This window comes from Streptococcus suis (assembly GCF_002960445.1).
Classification (GTDB): domain Bacteria; phylum Bacillota; class Bacilli; order Lactobacillales; family Streptococcaceae; genus Streptococcus; species Streptococcus hyiners.
On sequence record NZ_POJD01000110.1, the window covers coordinates 122,966 to 144,809 of the forward strand.

The following is a 21,844-nucleotide window of genomic DNA, read 5'->3' on the forward strand; positions in this document are numbered from 1 at the left end:
CAGGCAAATTTTTAGTCGTTTCTTATCTCCAGAACTTATCATAGCCTCTCTTCTCGTCCATGTTATAGGCGATGATATTGCGGAGCAGGTCCCAGTTGACTTCTTGGTCTTCCTTGATTTTGAAGAGGTTGGAGGTTGCTTCGTAGCCTGCTTCCTTGATGTCCTTGGCAAAGGTTTCCATAGTGACCGTTTCAGGTGCAATGGAAATATGAGCCTTGGCAGCAGAGAAACCAATGATAAAGGTTCCGTCCATGATAAACATGGGCTGGTTCCATTTGATTTCTGTGGTTAGACTTGGAAATTCTTGCTGGATTTGGGTGAAGATTCTTGCCAGTTTATCCTTCAAGACAGGATTGTTGACCTTGTTCAAAAATTCTTGGAGCATAATATTCCTTTCCATTTTTTATTTCATTGTATCACAAAAGGCTGGGACAAAAGTCCTGGCCTCCTTAGTTTTTTTCAATAGTTAAACTTGACGCAGTGGTTGAGTGGGCTCTAATTAGCTGATTTTATCAGCTTTTACAGCCCTACTCAACTGTGCGGGGGTGGGACGAAAAAATCGAACCCTGCGGGTTACCGATTTTTGTCCCACTCCCTTCTTGCTTATTTCACTATAATCGCTAAAGCTTGATAAGGTTTCAAGCTAATTTTTTTACCGAGTTTGCTGTCAGGATAGTTGCTGATGAGGATTTGACCACGTGCGTAGTCGTCTGCCAGGTCTAGTTCAACCTCTTCTGCGAAGAAATTGTTGAGGACCAACAGTTTTTCGCCATTTAGTAAGCGTTCAAAAGCATAGACTTTCTGGCTGTCCTTATAGGCTGCCTTGTAATCTCCTTCGGAGATGAGCGGGAGTTCTTTCCGCAGGCGGATGAGTTCTTGGTAGAAGGTAAAGATTGGGCCTGTTTTTTCCTGCTCAACGTTAATCGTTTGATAGGATTTGCCAGCCTTTAGCCAAGGGGTGCCTGTTGAGAAGCCTGCATTGTCAGAAGCATCCCATTGCATCGGAGTGCGGGAATTGTCGCGGGACTTGGCCTGGATAATCTTGAAGGCCTGCTCAGGTGCGTGTCCTTGGTCCAAGAGCATCTGGTAGGCATTGATCGACTCGACATCGACATAGTCGTCCATGCTGTCGTAGTCAGGGTCAATCATGCCGATTTCCTCGCCCATGTAGATGTAAGGCGTACCGCGTGACAGATGGATAGAGGCAGCCAGCATGGTTGCTCCTTCATTGCGGAAATTCTTCACATCAACAAAGCGGTTGAGGGCACGAGGTTGGTCATGGTTGTTGTAGAAAAGAGCATTCCAGCCATTTCCGACGGACATTTCTTCGCCCCAAGTGTGGAAGAGGCGTTTGAGTTCCTCAAAGTCAAAGTCCATAATGGTCCATTTTTGACCGTCCTTGTAGTCCACTTTCAAGTGGTGGAAGTTGAAGGCCATGGACAATTCTTCCCGCTCAGGAGCCGTGTAGAGAATGCAGTTTTCAATGGTGGTAGCTGACATTTCTCCCACGGTCATGAAGCCTTTTTCGCTACCAAAAGTAGCATTGTTCATCATCTTGAGGTAGTCGTGGGTAATCGGTCGGTCGGTGTAGGCTGGCTTGCCGTCATTGATTGGGCAGTCTTCGAGGACTTCATCCTTACCAATCAGGTTAATGACATCAAAGCGGAAGCCTTTGACACCCTTGTCTTTCCAGAAGTTGACCACCTTGAAGAGTTCTTCGCGGACATGAGGATTTCGCCAGTTGAGGTCGGCTTGGGTCGCGTCAAAGAGGTGGAGGTAGTATTTCCCAGTATCTCCAAAAGGAGCCCAGGCATTGCCACCAAATTTAGACACCCAGTCAGTTGGCTGGTTACGCAGGATAAAGAAATCCTGGTAGTATTTGTCACCAGCTAGGGCTTTTTGGAACCATTCGTGGTCGGTTGAGCAGTGGTTGAGGACCATGTCCAGCATGAATTCGATGCCCAGCTCTTTACCGACAGCCACCATTTCTTCAAAGTCAGCCATGGTGCCGAAATCAGGATTGACAGCTGTATAATCAGAAATATCATAACCGTTGTCCCGTTGCGGACTTGGGTAGAAAGGATTGAGCCAGATCATGTCAATGCCTAATTCCTTTAGATAAGGAAGTTTTTCAATAATTCCTCGTAAATCCCCGACACCATTTCCTGTCGTGTCCTTATAAGATTTGGGGTAGATTTGATAAACAACCTTTCGTTTGTCTATTGTCATTTTGCTCTCTCTTTCTTGAATTGTCTTGGTTGATAAAGCAATGATAGGAGGTGCAAGTTACCCTGCGCCCTCCTAGTACATTAATTCTTTTTAGCGGTTAGGATAGCTTGTCCACGTTCTACTGAACGAGGAAGTTCTCCAAGAACCTCTGTATTGAAATCAGTTTGATTTGTTACGATGACAGGTGTTTCTGTTACCAGACCGGCAGCCTTGATAACATCGATGTCAAAGCTAATCAATTTGTCACCTGCTTTAACCTTGTCACCTTGTTTGACATGGGCTGTAAAGCCTTTTCCTTCCAAGCTGACAGTATCCATACCGATGTGCATTAGTAATTCCAAACCATTTGCAGCAGTGATACCAACTGCATGGTTGGTTGGGAAGAGAACAGATACTTCACCATCAACAGGTGCTACCAGAAGACCTTCGCTAGGGTCAATAAGGACACCTTGCCCCATGACACCTGATGCGAATACAGGGTCAGTTGCCTGTGATAATTCTTTTGCTTGACCAGTTAGGGGGCTGATCAAATCAGATTTTTCTCCTGAGGAAACGCTTGGAGTTACGCTTTTTACTTCTTCAGGAGCCTCATCCTTTTTTGCAAATAGTCCTGCACGTTTGAAAACAACTGTCAAAATCATTGGAACTACAATTGCTACCAACATAGTGAGGGCAAATACTCCCCAGTATTCAGCCTTGATAGACAAGATACCTGGAAGACCACCGATACCGATAGAAGCAGCTTGGATGTTAAAGGTTACAGATAATAGACCAGCAATACTTGAACCGATCATAGCCGCTACGAATGGGTAAACGTATTTGACGTTGACACCAAAGAGGGCTGGTTCAGTGATACCAAGGTAGGCAGAAATGGTTGCTGGAAGCGAAATTTGTGCCTCTTTTTCATTCTTACGGTTCATGAGGAAGTAAGCAAATACTGCAGAACCTTGTGCAATGTTAGAGAGGGCAATCATTGGCCATAGACCAGTACCACCAGCATCTGCAATCAATTGGGTATCGATGGCGTTGGTCATGTGGTGAAGACCAGTGATAACGAATGGTGCATAAAGGGCACCAAATACCGCACCGAAGAGCCATTTTACAGGACCAGTTAGACCAGCCAATACAATAGTTGACATCCATTGACCGATAGTCCAACCAAGAGGACCAAGGACAGTGTGAGCCAAGATAAGTGCTGGCAGAAGGGATAGGAATGGAACAAAAATCATTGATACCACTTCAGGAACAACCTTGCGCCAGAAGATTTCTAGGTAAGAAAGGGCCAAACCTGCCAAGAGGGCTGGGATAACCTGTGCTTGGTAACCGATACGAGCGATTGAGAAGAAGCCGAAGTTCCAAGACCAGTCGCTAGCGATGGTCGCAGCATCTGTTCCTGGTACTGCGTAAGCGTTGAGCAATTGTGGAGAAACCAAACAGATACCGAGGACGATACCGAGGATCTGAGATGTACCCATCTTACGAGATACAGACCAAGTGATACCTACTGGTAGGTAGTGGAAGATGGCTTCACCTGGCAACCAGAGGAAGTGGTTGACACCATTCCAGAATGGTGATACTTGAACGATAGTGTTCCAGATTGGTTTACCACTTGCGTCAAAGAGGAGTTCTCCATCTTTCATAGCTTGACCAAGTGCTTCGAATTGTACGCCTTCCAAAACGTTACGGAAACCGAGGATCAAACCGCCGACGATAAGGGCTGGGATGATCGGCGTAAAGATTTCCGCCAACATAGTCATCACGCGTTGGATGGCATTTTGGTTGCTTTTAGCAGCAGACTTGGCTGCTTCTTTCGACACGCCTTCGATACCAGATACGGCTGTGAAGTCGTTGTAGAAAAGAGGTACATCGTTACCGATGATGACTTGGAACTGACCAGCATTGGTGAAGGTTCCTTTTACGGTTGGAAGGTCTTCGATGACTTTGACATTTGCTTTTTTGTCATCTGCAAGAACAAAACGCATCCGTGTCGCACAGTGAGAAACTGCTGTGACATTGTCTTTGCCGCCAATAGCGTCCAAGAGCTGTGTGGCTTCTTTTTCAAATTTTCCCATATATTTTTCCTTCTAGGCACAATTGGGCTAGTGCCGTTCCCATATTTTTTAGTCACTTAGTTTCTCTCTAGGTACTTTGTTAACTCGCTTTACCGTACTCTATGAGGGTTACATTTTATCAGCAGTATGATTTTTAACCTTCAATAGTCGCTAGTCTGACTGTTGGAGCAGCCAGTAGCTAGTTGCTTAGTACCAAAAGTAAACTAAAAGACTTTGTTTTCCGATTTATCATGTTTTAGGGGGACACAACAAATTGGATATACGAAATTTGTACGGACAAATTTCGTTTGTGCTAGTATTGTATCCGATTTCAAAAAATAATGCAAGCCCTTTTACTTAAATTTTTTAAAATTTTGTTATAATAGTGATGTTGTATGATAGAAAGCAGTCAATATATGGGGTTAAAAAATGAAAAAATACCAAGAAATTTATCATGATTTAAAGGAAAAAATCCGTACAAATCTTTATCCGGCGGAAACGTCCTTACCGACCGAACAACAATTGCAGGAAACCTATGGGGTTAGTCGGGACACGGTACGCAAGGCCTTGGCTATGTTGACAGAAGGGGGGCTTATCCAAAAGGTTCAGGGACGTGGTTCCATGGTCTTGAAGCAAGAGATCTTGAATTTTCCTGTTTCTGGCTTGACCTCCTATCAGGAATTGACCAACTCTCTTCAATTGTCTAGTCAGACACAGGTTGTCAGTCTAGAACAGGTGACGGTCAACAGCAGTCTGGCTAGTTTGACAGGTTTTGAACCCTATAGCAAGGTCTGGAAAGTTGTCCGTACACGTTCTATTGATGGGAAGATTTCTGTCGTGGATACGGACTATTTGGCTGAGGAGTTGGTTCCTGAGTTGACTTTTGAGATTGCGGAGAAGTCCATCTATGAATACCTAGAAGGTCAGTTGGGCTTGGATATCGCCTATGCACAAAAGGAAATTACGGTGGAGCCTACCAGTCGGGAAGAACGTGATTTGATGCAGTGCCAGGATGATTATTTGGTTCTCATCAAGTCCCGGGTCTATCTGGGGGATACAAGACAGTTCCAATATACAGAAAGCAAGCATAAGATTGATAAATTCCGATTTGTAGATTTTGCACGCAGAAAACATTCTTTGTAGGATATGGATTAGCAAAATCATCTATTTTATTGTATAATGGTAAGCGAGGTGTTTTATGGCAAACTTAAATCGATATAAATTTACATTTGGTGAGAAGCAATTAACCTTAACGACAGAACATGATAATCTCTTCATGGAAGAAATTGAGCGTGTTGCAACTGAAAAATATCAGGCAATCAAGGAAAAGATGCCAACGGCTGACCCTGAAACCTTGGCGCTTTTATTGGCAATCAACGCCCTCTCTGTTCAATTAACGCGTGAAATAGCTTTTGAGCAGACCGAGGCGGAGTTGGCCTCTGTAAAGGAAAAAGTATTGAAGAAAAATGTCACATTAGTTGATTTGGATGAACTTGAGGAGAAGGCATGATTTCATTGGTAATTTTGCTAATTTTGGCCTGGAGCTTCTATATTGGCTACAGTCGTGGCTTGGTCTTGCAGGCTTTCTATGGTCTATCTAGTATTTTAGCCCTGGTCATTGCTACAGCGACCTACAAGAAGTGGATAGCCTTTCTCTACCTCTGGGTGCCTTTTGCCAATGCCACTCAAGGTAGTTCGACCTATTATTTTGATGAAAACTATCTATTTGATTTGGACAAGGTATTCTATGCTGGTCTTGCCTTTCTTTTGATCTATATCCTAATTTATGTATTGGCACGTTTTGTGGGGATTTTTGTCCATCTGCTAGAGGAATTTAACCCGGATACAAGAACGACCAATCTGATTAGTGGTGCCATAGCTGTTTTGGTGACCTTTCTTTCCTTGCAGATTGTTTTGGTCTTGCTATCGACCATCCCCTTGGCAGCAATTCAAGATAGGCTCCATGGAAGTTTTCTGGCCAATTTCATGATTCAGTACACACCATTTACGAGTAGTTTTTTTAAATCTCTTTGGTTGAGTAATATTGCAGGGTAAGGGGAACCTTATCCTTTTTGACTAAGTAGGAAAATATGAATAGTAAAATTATTGAAAGCCTTGAATTTCACAAGGTTATAGGAAAAATCGAGCCCTATCTCTTGACGGAGCAGGGTTTGGAAGAATTAAGGCAGTTGGAGCCTATGGTGGAAGCCCACCGTATCCAGCAGGCCTTTGATGAGTTGACTGATATGGGACAAATCTTTGTCGAAAGTCCTTACTTTAGCCTCTCAGCGACCAATGACATCAATCCAGCTATGCGCCGTTTGGAATTGGATACAGACCTGAATATCAGTGAGCTATTGGCAGTTAAGAAAGTCTTGGAAGTATCTAAGTCCCTCTTGGATTTCTATGGCAATCTTGAAAATGTCAGCCTTAGTCAGCTGGACAAGCTCTTTGAGAAAATTGAGCTCTTTCCCCATCTACAAGGATCGCTCCAGTCCATCAATGATGCTGGTTTTGTAGAGGATTTTGCTTCTGAAAAACTGGCCCGTATCCGCCGGAAAATCCGTGAAGCAGAGGATCAGGTCCGTCAGGTCATGCAGGATATTTTGAAGAACAAGAGCGATATGTTGTCAGATACTATCTTGGCTAGCAGGAACGGTCGCAATGTTCTTCCTGTAAAAAATACCTATCGGAATAAGATTGCAGGGGTTGTCCACGATATTTCCGCTTCTGGCTCGACCGTTTATATTGAACCACGGGCTGTAGTGAGTTTAAATGAAGACATTAGCCACTTGCGTGCAGAAGAACGGCATGAAATCAGTCGGATCTTGCAGGAACTGTCGGATATGTTGCGACCACATAGTGGTATTATTCGTAATAATGCTTGGGTCATTGGTCATTTGGATTTTATTCGTGGCAAACATCTTTTTGCGCGTGAGTACAAGGCGGTGGTTCCTAGGCTTTCTGATAAGCAGGATATTGCCCTGCTCAATGTCCGCCATCCTCTGATTGCTCAGCCTGTACCCAACGACCTTTATTTTGGTAGTCAGTTGACGGCTATTGTTATTACAGGTCCCAACACGGGTGGTAAGACTATCATGCTCAAGACCTTGGGTTTGACCCATCTTATGGCCCAGTCTGGCTTACCAATCTTGGCTGATAAGGGTAGTCGGGTAGCTGTTTTCAAGGAAATTTTTGCGGATATTGGGGATGAACAGTCCATCGAGCAGAGTTTATCGACCTTCTCCAGTCACATGACCCATACGGTAGCGATTTTGGCGGAGGCGGATCAGGATTCCCTCATTCTCTTTGACGAGTTGGGGGCGGGTACAGATCCCCAAGAGGGTGCGTCGCTGGCCATGGCTATTCTGGAAGACCTTCGCCTGCGGGGGATCAAGACCATGGCAACTACCCACTATCCGGAGCTTAAGGCCTACGGGATAGAAACCTCTGGTATTGAAAATGCCAGCATGGAATTTGACACCAATAGCTTGCGTCCGACCTATAAGTTTATGCAGGGTGTTCCTGGTCGCTCCAATGCCTTTGAAATTGCCCGGCGTTTAGGTTTATCGGATATCATCATCCAGTCAGCCCAGTCTTGGACTGATACAGATAGCGATGTCAACCGGATTATCGAGAAATTGGAAAGTCAGACGGTTGAAAGTCGCCGTCGCCTAGATAAGATTCGTGAGGTGGAACAAGAAAACTTCAAGATGAACCGAGCCCTCCGCAAGCTCTATGATGAGCTCAATCGGGAGCGGGAAAATGAGCTTAACAAGGCACGCTTGGAAGCCAAGGAAATTGTAGATATGGCATTGGCAGAAAGTGAGGACATTCTCAAAAATCTCCATGCAGCAGCCAGCCTCAAGCCCCACCAGATTATCGAAGCCAAGGCCGAGCTGAAAAAATTGGCGCCTGAAGTGGTGGATTTGTCTAAAAACAAGGTGCTGAAAAAAGCCAAAATCCAGCGTGCTGCCAAGGTGGGTGATGATATTATCGTCACAGCCTATGGACAACGTGGTACCTTGACCAATCAACTAAAGGACGGCCGTTGGGAAGCACAGGTGGGCTTGATTAAGATGACCTTGACCAAGGAGGAGTTTGACTTAGTCAAGGCGGAAAAGGCAGAGCAGCCTAAGAAGCGTCAGGTTCACACGGTCAAACGTGCCCATGTACGCGGACCAAAAGCCCGCTTAGATCTCCGTGGCAAACGCTACGAAGAGGCTATGATGGAGCTGGATGAATTTATCGACCAAGCTCTGCTCAACAACCTGACACAAGTAGACATTGTCCACGGTATTGGTACAGGGGTTATCCGAGAAGGGGTGACCAAGTACCTCCGTCGCAACAAACAGGTCAAGGAGTTCGGCTATGCCCCACAAAATGCAGGTGGCTCTGGCTGTACCATTGTGACCTTTAAGTAAGGAGGTATGAGTAACATTATGATTATCAGAAACTATCAAACCAGTGATGAAAAAGGATGGGTTTATTGCAAGGCGCTCAGCTATCTCTTTTCCCCATTCTTTGATGATAGGGAAACGGAGAAGCCCGAACTAATGACAGACGTTTATGACTACCGTGTGGAATGGGTGGCGGAAGTAGATGGCTCAAACGGTTTGGGGAACCGTTTGAGGTTGGAGATGGGACTTGCGTAGCAAGTTTCTGCTATTAAGTTGGTCTAATCGACATCGATATTTACACGGAAGAGTGCAGCCAGTCTTATATTTACGCACCGAGTAAGCGAACAGCTTATTTTACTAACCTTGCTGTTCATCCTGACTTTCAAGGGCAGGGTATTGCCCAGGCGCTTTTTGAAAAAGCAGAGCAGGAATTGCGTGAACAGGCTGTCGAGAAATTAGCCATCTTTACCAGAGAGGGAGATGTAGCCAATCATTTGTATAGAAAATGGGGAGGACAGTTAGTCTGTTCAGATTATCTTGTCATCGGTACACCTAAAGACACACCTTATGTCCGTTTTGGTGTCGATCTTCCCAATGCTAAATTGGCCTTTACAGATGAAACAGGTCAGCCAGCACCCTACTATCTCCGCGAAGGTGTCTATGTCGTGACAGACCAAGCAGATTTAGAATTGTTTGACATCGAAGATGTCTATCAAGAATTGACCTATGTGGTGGATTTGACGGAAAAAAGTTGAAGTTTTTCAACTTTTTTTCTTTTGGCAATGAACCTGGCAAGTCAAGGGGATTATTAGTCCCTTCTGGTATCCTTACGGTCTAGTTTGACTTAATCAATCTGCTTTTCAAATTAAGATTTCTAAAGTATGTCTATTCAATTTCTCGATCCGTAGCACCTACTCCGTCACCTTGTCCCCTTGCTACAACTGGATTTGACAGGAAGAACCATTTTCTATTTCACGCTTGCTCCCTGTGGTCTAGTTTAGAATGACCAACATGCTTTCAAATCACAATTGTTTAAGCATGACTATCTCATTTCTCTTCCGTAGCAAAAATTCGCATTCTCTCTTCATTTGGTGTAGAATGATAGTACCAAAATCAGAAATGGAGAAAATTATGGTTCAAGTTATTACAGATACAAACTTTGAAGTTGAAACACAAGAAGGCGTAGTCCTTGTAGATTTTTGGGCACCTTGGTGTGGTCCATGCCGCATGCAAGCACCAATCTTGGAACAATTAGCAGGCGAAGTGGATGAAGATGAATTACGCATCTACAAGATGGATGTTGATGAGAATCCAAACACAGCCCGTCAATTCGGTATCATGTCGATCCCAACCCTTTTGTTCAAAAAAGATGGACAAGTTGTGAAACAAGTTGCTGGTGTTCACACCAAAGACCAAATCAAAGCAATCTTGGCAGAGATTGGTTAATTATGGAGGTTGAGGAAACTCAACCTTTTTCTGCATCGAAAGGAATCTCACATGAAAGAAATTTACCTAGCAGGCGGTTGTTTCTGGGGGATGGAAGGCTACTTTTCCCAGATCGATGGTATTTTTGACACCAGTGTTGGCTATGCCAATGGACAGGTGGAGACGACCAATTATCAACTCCTCAAACAAACAGACCACGCAGAAACGCTCTATCTAGCCTATGATGAGACTCGTATCCATTTGCGGGAAATTCTCCTCTACTATTTCCGCGTCATTGATCCCTTCTCTGTCAATCAGCAGGGGCCTGACAAGGGGCGCCAGTATCGGACTGGTATCTATTACACAGATGAGGCTGATTTGCCGACCATCGAGCAGGTCATGACGGAGCAGTCCCAGCTCTTTGGCGGACGCCCACTAGCCGTTGAGGTGGAGCCACTCGCGCATTACATCCCCGCCGAAGACTACCATCAGGATTATTTGAAGAAAAATCCCCAAGGTTACTGCCATATTGATCTTGGGCAGGCAAAAATCCCTCTGATTGATGTTGCAGACTACCAAAAGCCAGACCAGCAAGTCTTAAAAGACAGCTTGACTGACCTCCAGTATCAAGTCACTCAAGAAGCTGCGACGGAAAGACCCTTCGAAAATGAGTTTTGGAATAGCGACCAGGCTGGTATCTACGTCGATATTACGACTGGTGAGCCCCTCTTTCTCTCGACGGACAAATTCGACTCAGGCTGCGGCTGGCCCTCCTTTACCAAACCAATCAGCAAGGAAGTTGCGACTTATTTCCAAGATCTTTCCCACGGCATGAACCGCATCGAAGTCCGCAGTCGGGCCGGGCATGCTCATCTGGGTCATGTCTTTGATGACGGACCGCGTGACAAGGGTGGATTACGTTACTGTATCAACTCCGCAGCCCTTCGTTTCATACCGAGAGAGGAAATGGAAGAAGCAGGATATGGTTTGTTTTTGGAGTTGCTACAATAATTTTTCAAAAAATATTCTTGATTTTTCCTGAAAAATAGTCTAGAATAGAGCAAGATAAAACTGAATAACCGGTTGATAGTGGGCAGAAAGGCGACTGACTGTCCAAAGGACGGAACTCTGGAGAGACCATCAGGCACCGAAGGGGCAAGGTGGTTCTACTTGGAAAAGTAGAACTGCTGAAACTCTCAGGTAAAAGGACAGAGCGCATTGAAGACAGGGGATTTTCCTTTGTTTTTCGCGTTGATTCTGGAGGTTGATGAATTCAGCCTCTTTTGTTTTTTCCGGCAGCTTTATCGGATTAAGAATTATGCTTAGGAGGAAGCTATGTTAGAATTGATGCAGCACATTAATGATTTTGTTTGGGGTCCGCCCCTCTTGTTACTATTGGTCGGAACGGGTGTTTATTTTACCCTTCGTTTGGGAGTGTTTCAGGTCAGCAAGTTACCGACCGCCTTTCGTTTGATTTTCTCCAGTGACCAGTCTGGTCAGGGAGATGTGTCCAGTTTTGCGGCTCTGTGTACGGCCCTTGCGGCAACGGTTGGTACGGGAAATATCGTTGGGGTGGCGACTGCCATTACGACAGGTGGACCTGGTGCCCTTTTCTGGATGTGGGTGGCGGCCTTCTTCGGGATGGCAACCAAGTATGCGGAAGGTTTTTTAGCTATCAAATATAGAACTAAGGATGCCAACGGTCAAGCGGCAGGCGGTCCTATGCACTATATCACCTTGGGGATGGGACAAAAGTGGAAGCCCTTGGCAGTTTTCTTTGCCATTTCGGGAGTTCTAGTGGCTCTCTTGGGGATGGGAACTTTTTCTCAGGTTAATTCCATTGCCTCATCTATGTCTGCTAGCTTTGGTCTGGCTCCCCAGTTGGTCAGCATTGTGACAGCCATTTCCATCGCCTTCTTTATCTTTGGGGGAATTGAGAAGATTTCGGATATTTCGACAAAAATTGTTCCTTTCATGGCGATTTTGTATATCTTAGCAAGTGTGGCTGTTTTGGCCCTGCATTGGGAACAACTCTTGCCAACCCTTGCCTTAGTGTTCAAATCTGCCTTTACTCCAGCTGCAGCTGTGGGTGGTTTTACAGGTGCGATCGTGCAACAGGCCATTCAGCGTGGGATTGCGCGTGGGGTGTTTTCAAATGAATCTGGTCTGGGCTCAGCTCCAATTGCGGCTGCGGCTGCCAAGTCTGATAATCCAGTGGAGCAGGGCTTGATTTCCATGACAGGCACCTTTATTGATACGCTTATCATCTGTACCTTGACAGGTTTGACCATTTTGGTGACTGGTCAGTGGTCTGTTGAAGGTTTGGCAGGGGCTCCGCTCACTCAGGCAGCTTTTGCAACAGTTTTTGGACAGCCAGGGGCCTTGGCTCTAACCATCAGTCTGGTTCTCTTTGCCTATACGACCATTCTTGGTTGGTCTTACTATGGGGAGCGTTGTATCGAGTTCCTCTTTGGCACCAACTCTATCTTGCCTTACCGTCTGGTCTTTGTAGCTATGGTTGCCTTGGGTGGTTTTCTCAAGCTGGATTTGATTTGGACCATCGCAGATATTGTGAATGGGCTCATGGCTCTACCAAACTTGATTGCCTTGCTGGCTCTATCTCCTGTCATCATCAAGGAAACACGCCAGTATTTTGCCAAGAAGAAATAAAATGAAAGACAGTCATTTGGCTGTCTTTTAGGTTTTTATAGGTTTTTCTGCTATAATGAACGTATGAATGAATTTATCCAGAAATATGTTTCTCAGTTTAATGTGGATGCTCTCTTGACAGCCTTTGTCAATAAAACCCTTTCGTTGGTACTCCTCTTTCTTGCCTTTTATATCATAAAAAAACTTGCTAAGGCATCTGTAAAAAAAGTCTTAGTGCCATCTCTGAAAGTATCCACTCAGGACATTGGTCGCCAGAAAACCATCAGCCGTCTAGTGGAGAGTATCCTGAATTATTTGCTCTACTTTATCCTTATCTACTGTATTTTAAGTATCCTTGGTTTGCCTGTTTCAAGTCTGCTTGCAGGTGCGGGGATTGCGGGGGTAGCTGTTGGCCTGGGGGCGCAAGGTTTTTTGTCAGACCTAGTCAATGGCTTCTTTATCCTGATAGAGCGACAGTTTGACGTGGGGGATGTGGTCAAGCTGACCAATGGACCAATTACTATCTCAGGTACTATTGTGAGCATGGGCATTCGGACCACCCAGGTAAGGGATGCGGATGGGACCCTGCATTTTATTCCCAATCGCAACATCTTGGTCGTGTCCAATCAATCCCGTGGCGATATGCGGGCTCAGGTGGATATTCCGCTCAAATTCAATACCGACTTGGAGCGAGTTGGTCAGGTTATTGAGGAAGTCAACCGTAGAGAAGTCAGCAACTTTGATCAGATTACAGGAGTGACAGTTCTTGGACCACAAAATACGACCAACGGCCAGTTTGTTTACCGTGTCAATCTCTTTGTAGCCCACGGGCAGCAAAGTAGTATTTATCACCAGTTCCTTGGTTTTTATCAGGAAGCACTACGGCAAGCAGGCATTGACTTGCCAACCACCAGTCTAACCAAATAAGGAGTTTCAGATGGAAGTTAAGGATTTTGTCGTTGAAAATGGGCAGATGTATTATAAGAAAAAGCCATTCTTCAAGCAACCATTATTTTGGACCAGTATCGTTGGTATGGTCTTGTCTTTTGTCTTGGGGATCACCTGTTTGTTTCTGATGACCAGCCTAAGCTTGTCAGATATAAGTGATTCTTGGGGTTCTGACAGTTACTTCGATGATACTGTGACCTACACAGAACACCAAGTAGGAGAAAAGGTAAGTTTTCCGGATGGTTTACAGATTACCGTGACTTCGATGGGTAAGGATAGGGAAGTAGATCTTGTAGATACGAGATATACTACAGCCTATGTAGTAGAGATTGAATTGGAAAACACTTCGGAGGAAGATTTGTATTTTGATGAGTATTATTTTAGTCTGTTAGATCCTTCCACCCATATCCCTTATCATTTAGACATGCGGACTTATGATGTTGATATTGCGGAGAAAGTCCAAGCTGGTGCAAGTATGGCTGTGAAGCTCATTTATGGGGTAGACAAGGAAACTAATTTTGCCTTTACTTACGAAGATGCAGTGTGGACTGAATTAGTTGGTGAGGGTATATAAATTGACAAAGGGGGCATCAGCCTCTTTTGTGGTTTTCATAGATTAAAGTTCAAGTTGTTCCCTTTCCTTATCGATAACATTTCAAAAAAACTCCCAAATTGGCACGTCAATTTGGGAGTCATTTTCATTATAGTAGGGTCAGCTAAAATTTTGCTTATACCAAACCTTGTGCGATCATCGCATCAGCGATTTGTTCAAAGGCTGCGATATTGGCACCTGCAAGGTAGTCAGTACCAAGGTTGTATTTTTCAGCTGTTTCTTTGGCTGTGTTGAAGATGTTGGCCATGATGTCTTTAAGGCGACCGTCAACTTCCTCACGTGTCCATGACAAGCGAAGGCTGTTTTGGCTCATTTCAAGAGCAGACACAGCTACACCACCAGCATTGGCAGCTTTTGCAAGACCGTATAGAACGCCGTTTTCTTTGTAGACTTTGATAGCGTCAAGGTCAGATGGCATGTTGGCCCCCTCTGCCACACAGTAAACACCGTTTTTCACTAGGGCAGCAGCTTGCTCACCGTTGATTTCGTTTTGAGTTGCACATGGAAGGGCAATATCAGCTTTTCCATCGTAGTTCCATACAGAACCTTCGAAGTATTGAGCAGTTGCTTTTTCAGAGGCATATTCTGTCAAACGAGCACGGCGGTTGTTTTTGATATCGCAAAGAAGGTCAAAGTCGATACCTGTTTCATCAATGATGTAACCATTTGAATCAGACACAGAGATAACTTTTGCTCCAAGTTCAGTAGCTTTTTGTACTGCAAATTGAGCTACGTTACCAGAACCTGAGATAAGAACAGTTTGGTCTTTGAAGGATTTACCGTTTGCAGCTAACATATTGTCAGTAAAGTAAACCAAGCCGTAACCAGTTGCTTCTGGGCGGATGAGAGAACCGCCGAAACCAAGAGGTTTACCAGTCAAAACACCTGCATCAAACTGGCGAAGGCGCTTGTATTGACCGTACATATAACCAATCTCGCGACCACCAACACCGATGTCACCGGCAGGAACGTCAAGAGAAGGACCAATGTGTTTTTGCAATTCTGTCATAAAGCTTTGGCAGAAACGCATGATTTCAGCATCAGTCTTGCCTTTAGGATCGAAGTCTGAACCACCTTTACCACCGCCGATTGGGAGACCAGTTAAAACGTTTTTGAAGATTTGCTCAAAACCGAGGAACTTCAAGATAGATTGGTTAACAGTTGGGTGGAAGCGAAGACCGCCCTTGTAAGGACCTACTGCTGAGTTGTATTGTACACGGTAGCCACGGTTCACCTGCACTTTACCGTCCTTGTCAGTCCATGGAACACGGAAGCTGATCACACGCTCTGGTTCAACGATACGGGCTAAGATGTTTTCTTCGATGTATTCTGGGTGTGCTTCAAAAACAGGCTCAAGTGTAGAGAAGAGTTCTTCTACCGCTTGGAGGAATTCTGTTTCATGTGGGTTGCGAGCTTTAACAGCTTCAAATGATTGGGCAATATAAGCTTTTGCGTTTGACATTGGGTCACCTGATTTCTTTTTTATTTATAGTCATCCAGTTTTTCTTTTATTATTTCGTTAACTCGCTTTGCCGTACTCCGGTACTGTCTGCAGCTCGTTGCCTAGTACTAAAAGCAAACTGAAAGTCTAGATTAAATTATCTGACAATTTAATTTATCTGACAATTATTATAGCACTATGATTTTTAAATGTAAAGAAGTAAATGCAAATTTTTTTAATTTTTTTTGCTTAAAAGACGAACGTTAACAGTTCTTGTTTTAAGCTTGTTTGTTTTACATGCTATAATGAGAAAAATAAAAGTTGAGGAGTAGTTTATGGTTTCAATAGCAACAAGACTAGGCGGATTTTCGTTTGACAACTGCTTGATGAATGCGGCAGGGGTTTGGTGTATGACCAAGGAAGAGTTGGCTGCGGTCAAGGATTCTGTGGCGGGGACCTTTGTGACCAAAACAGCAACCTTGGACTACCGAGCTGGCAATCCCGAACCGCGTTATCAGAATGTGCCACTTGGTTCTATTAACTCAATGGGCTTGCCAAATCAGGGCTTGGCTTACTATTTGGATTATCTACTAGAATTACAGGAAACTGAACCAAATAGAACCTTTGTTTTGTCCTTGGTAGGCATGTCGCCTGATGAAACGCATGAGATTTTGAGAAGGGTGGAAGCCAGTGACTTTAATGGCTTAATTGAGCTAAATTTATCCTGTCCAAATGTACCAGGTAAGCCGCAGATTGCCTATGATTTCGAAACGACAGAAACCATCTTGCATGAGGTATTTAGCTATTTCACCAAGCCTCTGGGTATCAAGTTGCCACCTTACTTTGATATTGTTCACTTTGATCAGGCTGCAGCTATCTTCAATAAATTCCCACTCAAGTTTGTCAATTGTGTCAACTCTATTGGGAATGGCTTGTACATTGAAGATGAGCAGGTGGTCATCAAGCCTAAAAATGGTTTTGGTGGCATCGGGGGTGAATATATCAAACCGACTGCCTTGGCCAATGTCCATGCCTTTTATCAGCGTTTAAAACCGGAAATTCAGATTATTGGAACAGGTGGCGTTTTGACGGGACGTGATGCCTTCGAACATATCCTTTGTGGCGCCAGCATGGTCCAAATCGGTACAACTCTTCAAAAGGAAGGGCTAGCTGCCTTTGAGCGTATCACAGAGGAATTGCAGGCTATCATGGCAGAGAAGGGCTATGAGAAGATCGAAGATTTTCGTGGGAAGTTGCGCTATATGGACTAATAAGAAGGGGAGTGGGAGGCTAATCCCGCTTTTTCTATAGATTTTTGAGGGCGAAAGGCGTATAATAAGGGTAAGAAGAGGAGGTGAGAAGATGCCAAATCTTATAACCTATAGCCGTTTAGAGAATAGAAGAGCTCTAAGAAAACGGAAGCAAGTGGTAGGAATTGCTTATCTAGCTATATTGCTGTTAGGTATTATTCTAGTTTTGGAGCGGATATTGCTAATGGGGCAGGATAATTCGGTAAGTCAGCAACAAGACGAAGCTAGTCAGACTAGTCAAACAGGTCAGGGAGAGAATGAGGGAAGGACCGCTCGTATTATGGCCCACGGTGATTTGCTCTATCATTTGCCTATTCTTCGTGGGGCGGAGCAAGTAGATGGGAGCTATGATTTTTCTGAGAACTTTACCTATGTTAAGCCTTGGATTGAGCAGGCTGATTTTGCCATAGCAGATTTTGAGGGGACTATTTCTCCAGATATGGATCTGGCGGGTTATCCGCTCTTCAATGCTCCCAGTATCGTGGCTAGTAACATCCGTGATGCAGGCTATGATTTGGTCGATTTGGCCCACAATCATATCTTGGACTCTCATCTGTCTGGTCTGGTTTCCACAGTCAATACCTTTAGAGAAGCTGGCGTGGATACAGTCGGTGTCTATGCAGAAGGAAATCGGTCAGCTGCGCCGCTCTATATCCGAGAGGTCAATGGTATCCGTATAGCTGTTTTGGCCTATGCCTATGGCTTCAACGGCTTGGAAGTCTTGCTTAGTCAGGAAGAATACGATGGCTACCTATCAGATTTTAATCTTGAAAAGATGCAGGCTGAGATTGAACGAGCAGAAAAAGAGGCGGACATTACTATTGTCATGCCTCAGACGGGTGTGGAATATCAGTTGGAACCAACGGAGGAGCAGACCAGTATCTACCATCAAATGATTGGTTGGGGAGCAGACATTGTTTTGGGAGGTCATCCCCATGTAGTCGAGCCGGCAGAAATTCTTGAGAAAGATGGTCAGAGAAAATTGATTATCTATTCTATGGGGAATTTTCTATCCAATCAACGTATCGAGAGTATGGAAGATACCCCAAATGCACAGTGGACAGAAAGAGGTGTCTTGATGGATCTTACTATTCAGAAAGAGAATGGGCAAACAAGTATTCAAACGGCTCAAGCCCATCCGACCTGGGTCAATCGCTGGTCTAAGGGGACTTACTCGTCAGAAGGCTATGAGCAATTTGCTTATCAGACCTATATTCTGCAAGATTGGATAGCAGGTGGACAGTATTATGGACAGCTGGACCCAGATACCCAGGCGCGTGTGGATCTAGCCTATCAAGAAATGAAGGATTTTGTAAATCTGAATTGGTAAGGAGTGACCTATGACAGTTCGATTAGTAGCAACAGATATGGATGGGACTTTCTTAGATGGTCAAGGGAGTTTTGACAGAGAACGTTTTGCATGGATTTTGGATAAGCTAGAAGAGAGAGCTATTCCATTTGTCATTGCTAGTGGCAATGGAATAGGTAGATTACTTCAACTCTTTAAAGGATTTGAAGAACGTTTGATTTTTGTAGCAGATAATGGTTCCCATGTCTATCAAGCTGGCAAAACCATCATTCGGCGAAGCATTCAGCAAGAAGAAATCAGAGCAGTTTTAGACTATTTCAAAGACCGTTGGGCAGAGGTCTGCCTGATGTTGTCGACGGAGAAGGACATTTATATGCAGGCCGGTGCAGGCATGCCTTTTGAAGGTACAGGTTTACCGATTGACCCTGCACAAATGGCAGCTTTTCAAAGTCGGGTAAAATACCTAGATGACCTCAGTGCCTATCCAACCTTTGAACCTATTTATAGGCTTGGTCTTTGGGTTCCTGAAGCGCAGGTAGATAAGATAACGGAAGAGTTTAATCAGGCTTTTCACGGTCAGTTGGTGGCTGTAACCAGTGGTTATGGTTCCGTTGACATTCTACCGCAGGGTATTCATAAGGCATGGGGCTTGGAACAGGTTTTGACGAATTTAGCAATCACGCCAAATCAAGTCCTGGCCTTTGGGGATTCGGATAATGATATCGAATTGTTGGCCTATGTTGGTGCTTCCTATGCTATGGAAAATGCGACAGACAAGGTCAAGCAAGTTGCCAAATACTTGGCACCTAGCCATTTGGAAGCTGGTGTGTTTCAGGTGCTTGAGGAACTTGTTTTATAGGTATATAAAAAAGCTAGCATTCTCTGGATGAAGAATGCTAGCTCTTTTAATTTCCTACGCTGGTGAACTTGGTCATACCATAGCGGAAGAGTTTATAATTGATAGAAAATAGGACCACTACCACCAGAGGTAAAGCTAGTCCCCACATGGACAAGTCTAAAAAGTAGAGGGCTGGGAAATAGGCTGTAAAAGCATAAGGGAAAACAAAAATCAGCAGGATTTGAATGAGTTTTGGATAGATGTTGAGGGGATACTGAGCCATTTGATTGAGGGAGAAAATCCCCATGGTCAGAGGGAAAGACTCTACAATCCAAAAGGCTAGGGCCGTTGGACCGAGTTGAATAACGGCATAGAGCAGGCCGATGCAAATGGTCACAAAGATTAGTAACATCAGCTTTCCAAAGCTCCATTCCAAGCCTAGTTCACTGGAAGCTTGTACAAGAGCGATAGAGCCGATAATGGTGGTTCCGATTCCTTGAGGTTGAATTCGTTCACAGATGAGCTGAAAAAGAGGATTGACAGGCATGAGGAGGAGGCGTTCAAATTCGCCTTGTCGGATGTAGCGACTGCCAAACATCCAGAGATTGTCAAAGAATATCAGGTGAATGGAGCGTCCGACGGTCGCTATTCCATAGATAAAAAGCATTTGACCGTAGTTAAAACCAGCGATTTCCTTGATATTTCCAAAGAGAATATTGAGGAAAATCAGGTAGACAATCTGTTCAATCAAAGAGGAGAAAAGCCCGATGAAGAAGTCCACCCGAAAGGACATCTGGGCCATCATGTAGACCTTGATGTTATATAGATAGAGGCTGATATATTTCTTCATGTTAACCTCCAAAAATGACAATACGACGCTTGGCCTGAGACCAAAGAGCAGCGATGAAGCAGGCTAGAATGGGTATCCATATAACTTGCAACCCCAAAGCAGTTAGATCGCTTTCCTGTCCCAATAAAATGGAAACTGGAACGTTAACCGCATAATTATAGGGAAGCAGTTTCAAAAAGTTTTCCACAGCCTGTGGATAGAAGCTGAGTGGCAATAGTGCCCCAGAGGCTAGATTGAAAAGCCCCATTCGCAGGAGCATCACTCCCCAAGCATTGACCGTAAAAAATGCTAAGAAGCCAAAAGCCATATCCAGTAATTGAACGATAAACATACCGAGGATGGAGCTGACTAGAAAGAGCAAAATAGTTTTTCCGTCAGGTAGATAAAAATCCTGATGAACAAGTAAGATACCGATAAATACGATAGCAAATTTTATCAGTTCCAAGAGCTTATTTCCAAGGTCTTTGAAAAAGAGGGCTAGAATAAAGGAATAGGGTCTGAGAAATTCTCCAGCAATGCTTCCTTTTAAAATGCTATGGGACAAATCTTCTCCGAGTGAGAAAGAATTTAAACTGGCTAGTAGATTAGCAAAGATAATGTAGGTGGTAAAGGTTTGTAGGGTAAAGCCATTTACTTCTGATTGAGTAAAGAAAATGGTTTTCCAGACAAAGAGAGCCACCAAAATCTTCACTGCCAGTGAAACGAAGGTAGCCAGGAAGAAGGCCTTGTACTGCATGGCGTTCATCATGGTCAGGCGGGTCATGTAGAGATATTTACGCATGGATACCCTCCTCATAAATCTGACGGACCATGGTTTCTATTTCCAATTCTTTCATGGTAACATCTTCAACAGTAAAGTGATTGAAAACTTGCTCAATCACCTGGGCGCTAGTCCAAACCTTGCTTTGATAATGGATTTCAAAATGGAAGTCATCCAACTGCTCAAACTCCCAGCCATCCACTTGCAAGGCTTTTTCAATCGGTTTTTCGGTGGAGAAGAGAATGGTCTTGACTGTGGAAAAGCGTTCTTTGAGGACGGTCAAAGAACCGTCGTAGACTTTTTTGCCCTTATCAATGATAAAAATCCGCTCACAGAGGCTTTCGATGTCCTTCATATCATGGGAAGTAATCAAAAAAGTGGTCTGGTATTCTTGATTCATATAGCGGATGAAGGAGCGAATGGTTTCCTTGACGCTGGCATCCAAGCCAATGGTTGGTTCGTCCAAAAAGACAACAGCAGGCTGGTGGATAAAGATAGCCGCAAATTCACAGCGAACCCGTTGGCCGAGTGACAGATTGCGAATCGGTTGCTTCATGATGTCTGCCAAGTCCAATAGGTCAATCAAGACAGCCAATCTCTCTTTGAAAATCTTATCTGGGACATCATAAATTTTTGCGTGAAGGATAAAAGATTCTTGAACAGGCAAGTTCCAGTCCAAGTGAGATTTTTGTCCAAAGAGAACGCCGATTTGCTTATTGACAGCCTTGCGGTTTTCTTGTGGATTAAGGCCATTGATGCGGACGGAGCCTTGGTCTGGATAGAGAACACCTGTCAGCATTTTGATGGTGGTGGATTTACCAGAACCATTGGAGCCGATATAGCCGATAATTTCTCCTTTTCTCACCTGTAAGGAAATGTCTTGAACAGCAGGGATGGCCTTTTTCTTGGGCTTGAAAAAAGCCTTGATAGAGCCTTTGAGTCCCACTTCCTTATCAACGATAGAATAGGTTTTTGATAGATGCACTGCCTGAATCATTTCATTATCTCCTTTTAAGAAAAC

Annotated in this window: 19 protein-coding genes, 1 pseudogene and 1 riboswitch; of the genes and pseudogenes, 13 read left to right on the plus strand and 7 right to left on the minus strand. The window is 44.3% G+C overall.

Annotation, left to right across the window (positions count from 1 at the left end; all coding sequences use genetic code 11):
• Positions 1-22: 22 nt before the first annotated feature.
• From C1G53_RS03120 to treP, 3 genes are all read right to left on the minus strand, one after another.
• Positions 23-400: an iron chaperone gene (locus C1G53_RS03120; protein ID WP_238139092.1), complete on the minus strand. Its 378-nt coding sequence runs from the start codon at positions 398-400 to the stop codon at positions 23-25.
• 203 nt (positions 401-603) lie between these two features.
• A complete protein-coding gene (gene treC, locus C1G53_RS03125; protein WP_105117652.1) occupies positions 604-2,229 on the minus strand; it encodes an alpha,alpha-phosphotrehalase in 1,626 nt (541 codons plus the stop codon).
• Between the two features lie 80 nt (positions 2,230-2,309).
• Complete coding sequence (gene treP / locus C1G53_RS03130) at positions 2,310-4,301, minus strand: PTS system trehalose-specific EIIBC component (protein WP_105117653.1); 1,992 nt, start codon at positions 4,299-4,301, stop codon at positions 2,310-2,312.
• Positions 4,302-4,709: 408 nt separating this feature from the next.
• Between treP and treR the strand changes: the two genes are divergently transcribed.
• The 10 genes and pseudogenes from treR to C1G53_RS03180 all read left to right on the plus strand — a co-directional run bounded on the left by treR (position 4,710) and on the right by C1G53_RS03180 (position 14,276).
• Entirely contained in the window at positions 4,710-5,423 is a 714-nt protein-coding gene (gene treR / locus C1G53_RS03135; RefSeq protein WP_105117654.1) for a trehalose operon repressor, read from the plus strand.
• 55 nt (positions 5,424-5,478) lie between these two features.
• Positions 5,479-5,790, plus strand: coding sequence for a hypothetical protein (locus C1G53_RS03140; RefSeq protein ID WP_105117655.1), 312 nt, complete (start codon positions 5,479-5,481; stop codon positions 5,788-5,790).
• Positions 5,787-6,335 carry a CvpA family protein gene (locus C1G53_RS03145; RefSeq protein ID WP_105117656.1) on the plus strand — a complete coding sequence of 183 codons (549 nt, stop codon included), beginning with the start codon at positions 5,787-5,789 and terminating at the stop codon, positions 6,333-6,335. Before C1G53_RS03140 ends, C1G53_RS03145 begins: the two co-directional genes overlap by 4 nt.
• Positions 6,336-6,370: 35 nt before the next feature.
• Positions 6,371-8,704, plus strand: a complete 2,334-nt coding sequence (locus tag C1G53_RS03150) for an endonuclease MutS2 (RefSeq protein WP_105117657.1) — start codon at positions 6,371-6,373, stop codon at positions 8,702-8,704.
• Positions 8,705-8,722: 18 nt separating this feature from the next.
• Positions 8,723-9,435: pseudogene (locus C1G53_RS03155) on the plus strand (GNAT family N-acetyltransferase).
• Between the two features lie 376 nt (positions 9,436-9,811).
• Positions 9,812-10,126, plus strand: coding sequence for a thioredoxin (trxA, locus tag C1G53_RS03160; RefSeq protein WP_105117658.1), 315 nt, complete (start codon positions 9,812-9,814; stop codon positions 10,124-10,126).
• A gap of 51 nt (positions 10,127-10,177) precedes the next feature.
• Positions 10,178-11,116, plus strand: coding sequence for a peptide-methionine (R)-S-oxide reductase MsrB (msrB, locus tag C1G53_RS03165; protein WP_105117659.1), 939 nt, complete (start codon positions 10,178-10,180; stop codon positions 11,114-11,116).
• Positions 11,117-11,223: 107 nt separating this feature from the next.
• Positions 11,224-11,327, plus strand: a riboswitch (glycine riboswitch).
• 113 nt (positions 11,328-11,440) lie between these two features.
• Positions 11,441-12,775: an alanine/glycine:cation symporter family protein gene (locus C1G53_RS03170; protein ID WP_105117660.1), complete on the plus strand. Its 1,335-nt coding sequence runs from the start codon at positions 11,441-11,443 to the stop codon at positions 12,773-12,775.
• A gap of 63 nt (positions 12,776-12,838) precedes the next feature.
• On the plus strand, positions 12,839-13,681 hold the full coding sequence (locus tag C1G53_RS03175) for a mechanosensitive ion channel family protein (protein ID WP_105117661.1): 843 nt from the start codon (positions 12,839-12,841) through the stop codon (positions 13,679-13,681).
• Positions 13,682-13,691: 10 nt separating this feature from the next.
• Positions 13,692-14,276 carry a DUF4352 domain-containing protein gene (locus C1G53_RS03180; RefSeq protein ID WP_105117662.1) on the plus strand — a complete coding sequence of 195 codons (585 nt, stop codon included), beginning with the start codon at positions 13,692-13,694 and terminating at the stop codon, positions 14,274-14,276.
• A 154-nt stretch (positions 14,277-14,430) separates the two neighbouring features.
• On the opposite strand, the gene gdhA is transcribed toward C1G53_RS03180, so the two are convergent.
• A complete protein-coding gene (gene gdhA / locus C1G53_RS03185; RefSeq protein WP_105117663.1) occupies positions 14,431-15,777 on the minus strand; it encodes an NADP-specific glutamate dehydrogenase in 1,347 nt (448 codons plus the stop codon).
• A 314-nt stretch (positions 15,778-16,091) separates the two neighbouring features.
• On the opposite strand from gdhA, the gene C1G53_RS03190 reads away from it, so the two are divergent.
• The 3 genes from C1G53_RS03190 to C1G53_RS03200 all read left to right on the plus strand — a co-directional run bounded on the left by C1G53_RS03190 (position 16,092) and on the right by C1G53_RS03200 (position 19,234).
• A complete protein-coding gene (locus C1G53_RS03190) occupies positions 16,092-17,027 on the plus strand; it encodes a dihydroorotate oxidase (protein ID WP_105117664.1) in 936 nt (311 codons plus the stop codon).
• Between the two features lie 91 nt (positions 17,028-17,118).
• Positions 17,119-18,396 (plus strand): CapA family protein, encoded by a 1,278-nt coding sequence (locus C1G53_RS03195; protein ID WP_105117665.1) that lies wholly within the window; start codon positions 17,119-17,121, stop codon positions 18,394-18,396.
• A gap of 10 nt (positions 18,397-18,406) precedes the next feature.
• On the plus strand, positions 18,407-19,234 hold the full coding sequence (locus tag C1G53_RS03200) for a Cof-type HAD-IIB family hydrolase (RefSeq protein ID WP_105117666.1): 828 nt from the start codon (positions 18,407-18,409) through the stop codon (positions 19,232-19,234).
• Between the two features lie 46 nt (positions 19,235-19,280).
• Here the strand turns inward: C1G53_RS03200 and C1G53_RS03205 are convergent, their stop codons facing one another.
• Genes C1G53_RS03205 through C1G53_RS03215 form a run of 3 tightly spaced genes read right to left on the minus strand, consistent with a single transcriptional unit; the run spans position 19,281 to position 21,820 of the window.
• Positions 19,281-20,063: an ABC transporter permease gene (locus tag C1G53_RS03205; RefSeq protein WP_105117667.1), complete on the minus strand. Its 783-nt coding sequence runs from the start codon at positions 20,061-20,063 to the stop codon at positions 19,281-19,283.
• Position 20,064: 1 nt separating this feature from the next.
• The gene (locus tag C1G53_RS03210; RefSeq protein ID WP_105117668.1) at positions 20,065-20,844 is read right to left on the minus strand and encodes an ABC transporter permease; all 780 of its coding nucleotides are present in this window, start codon (positions 20,842-20,844) and stop codon (positions 20,065-20,067) included.
• Positions 20,837-21,820 carry an ABC transporter ATP-binding protein gene (locus tag C1G53_RS03215; RefSeq protein WP_105117669.1) on the minus strand — a complete coding sequence of 328 codons (984 nt, stop codon included), beginning with the start codon at positions 21,818-21,820 and terminating at the stop codon, positions 20,837-20,839. The genes C1G53_RS03210 and C1G53_RS03215 overlap by 8 nt, the downstream gene beginning before the upstream one ends.
• Positions 21,821-21,844 lie beyond the last annotated feature (24 nt).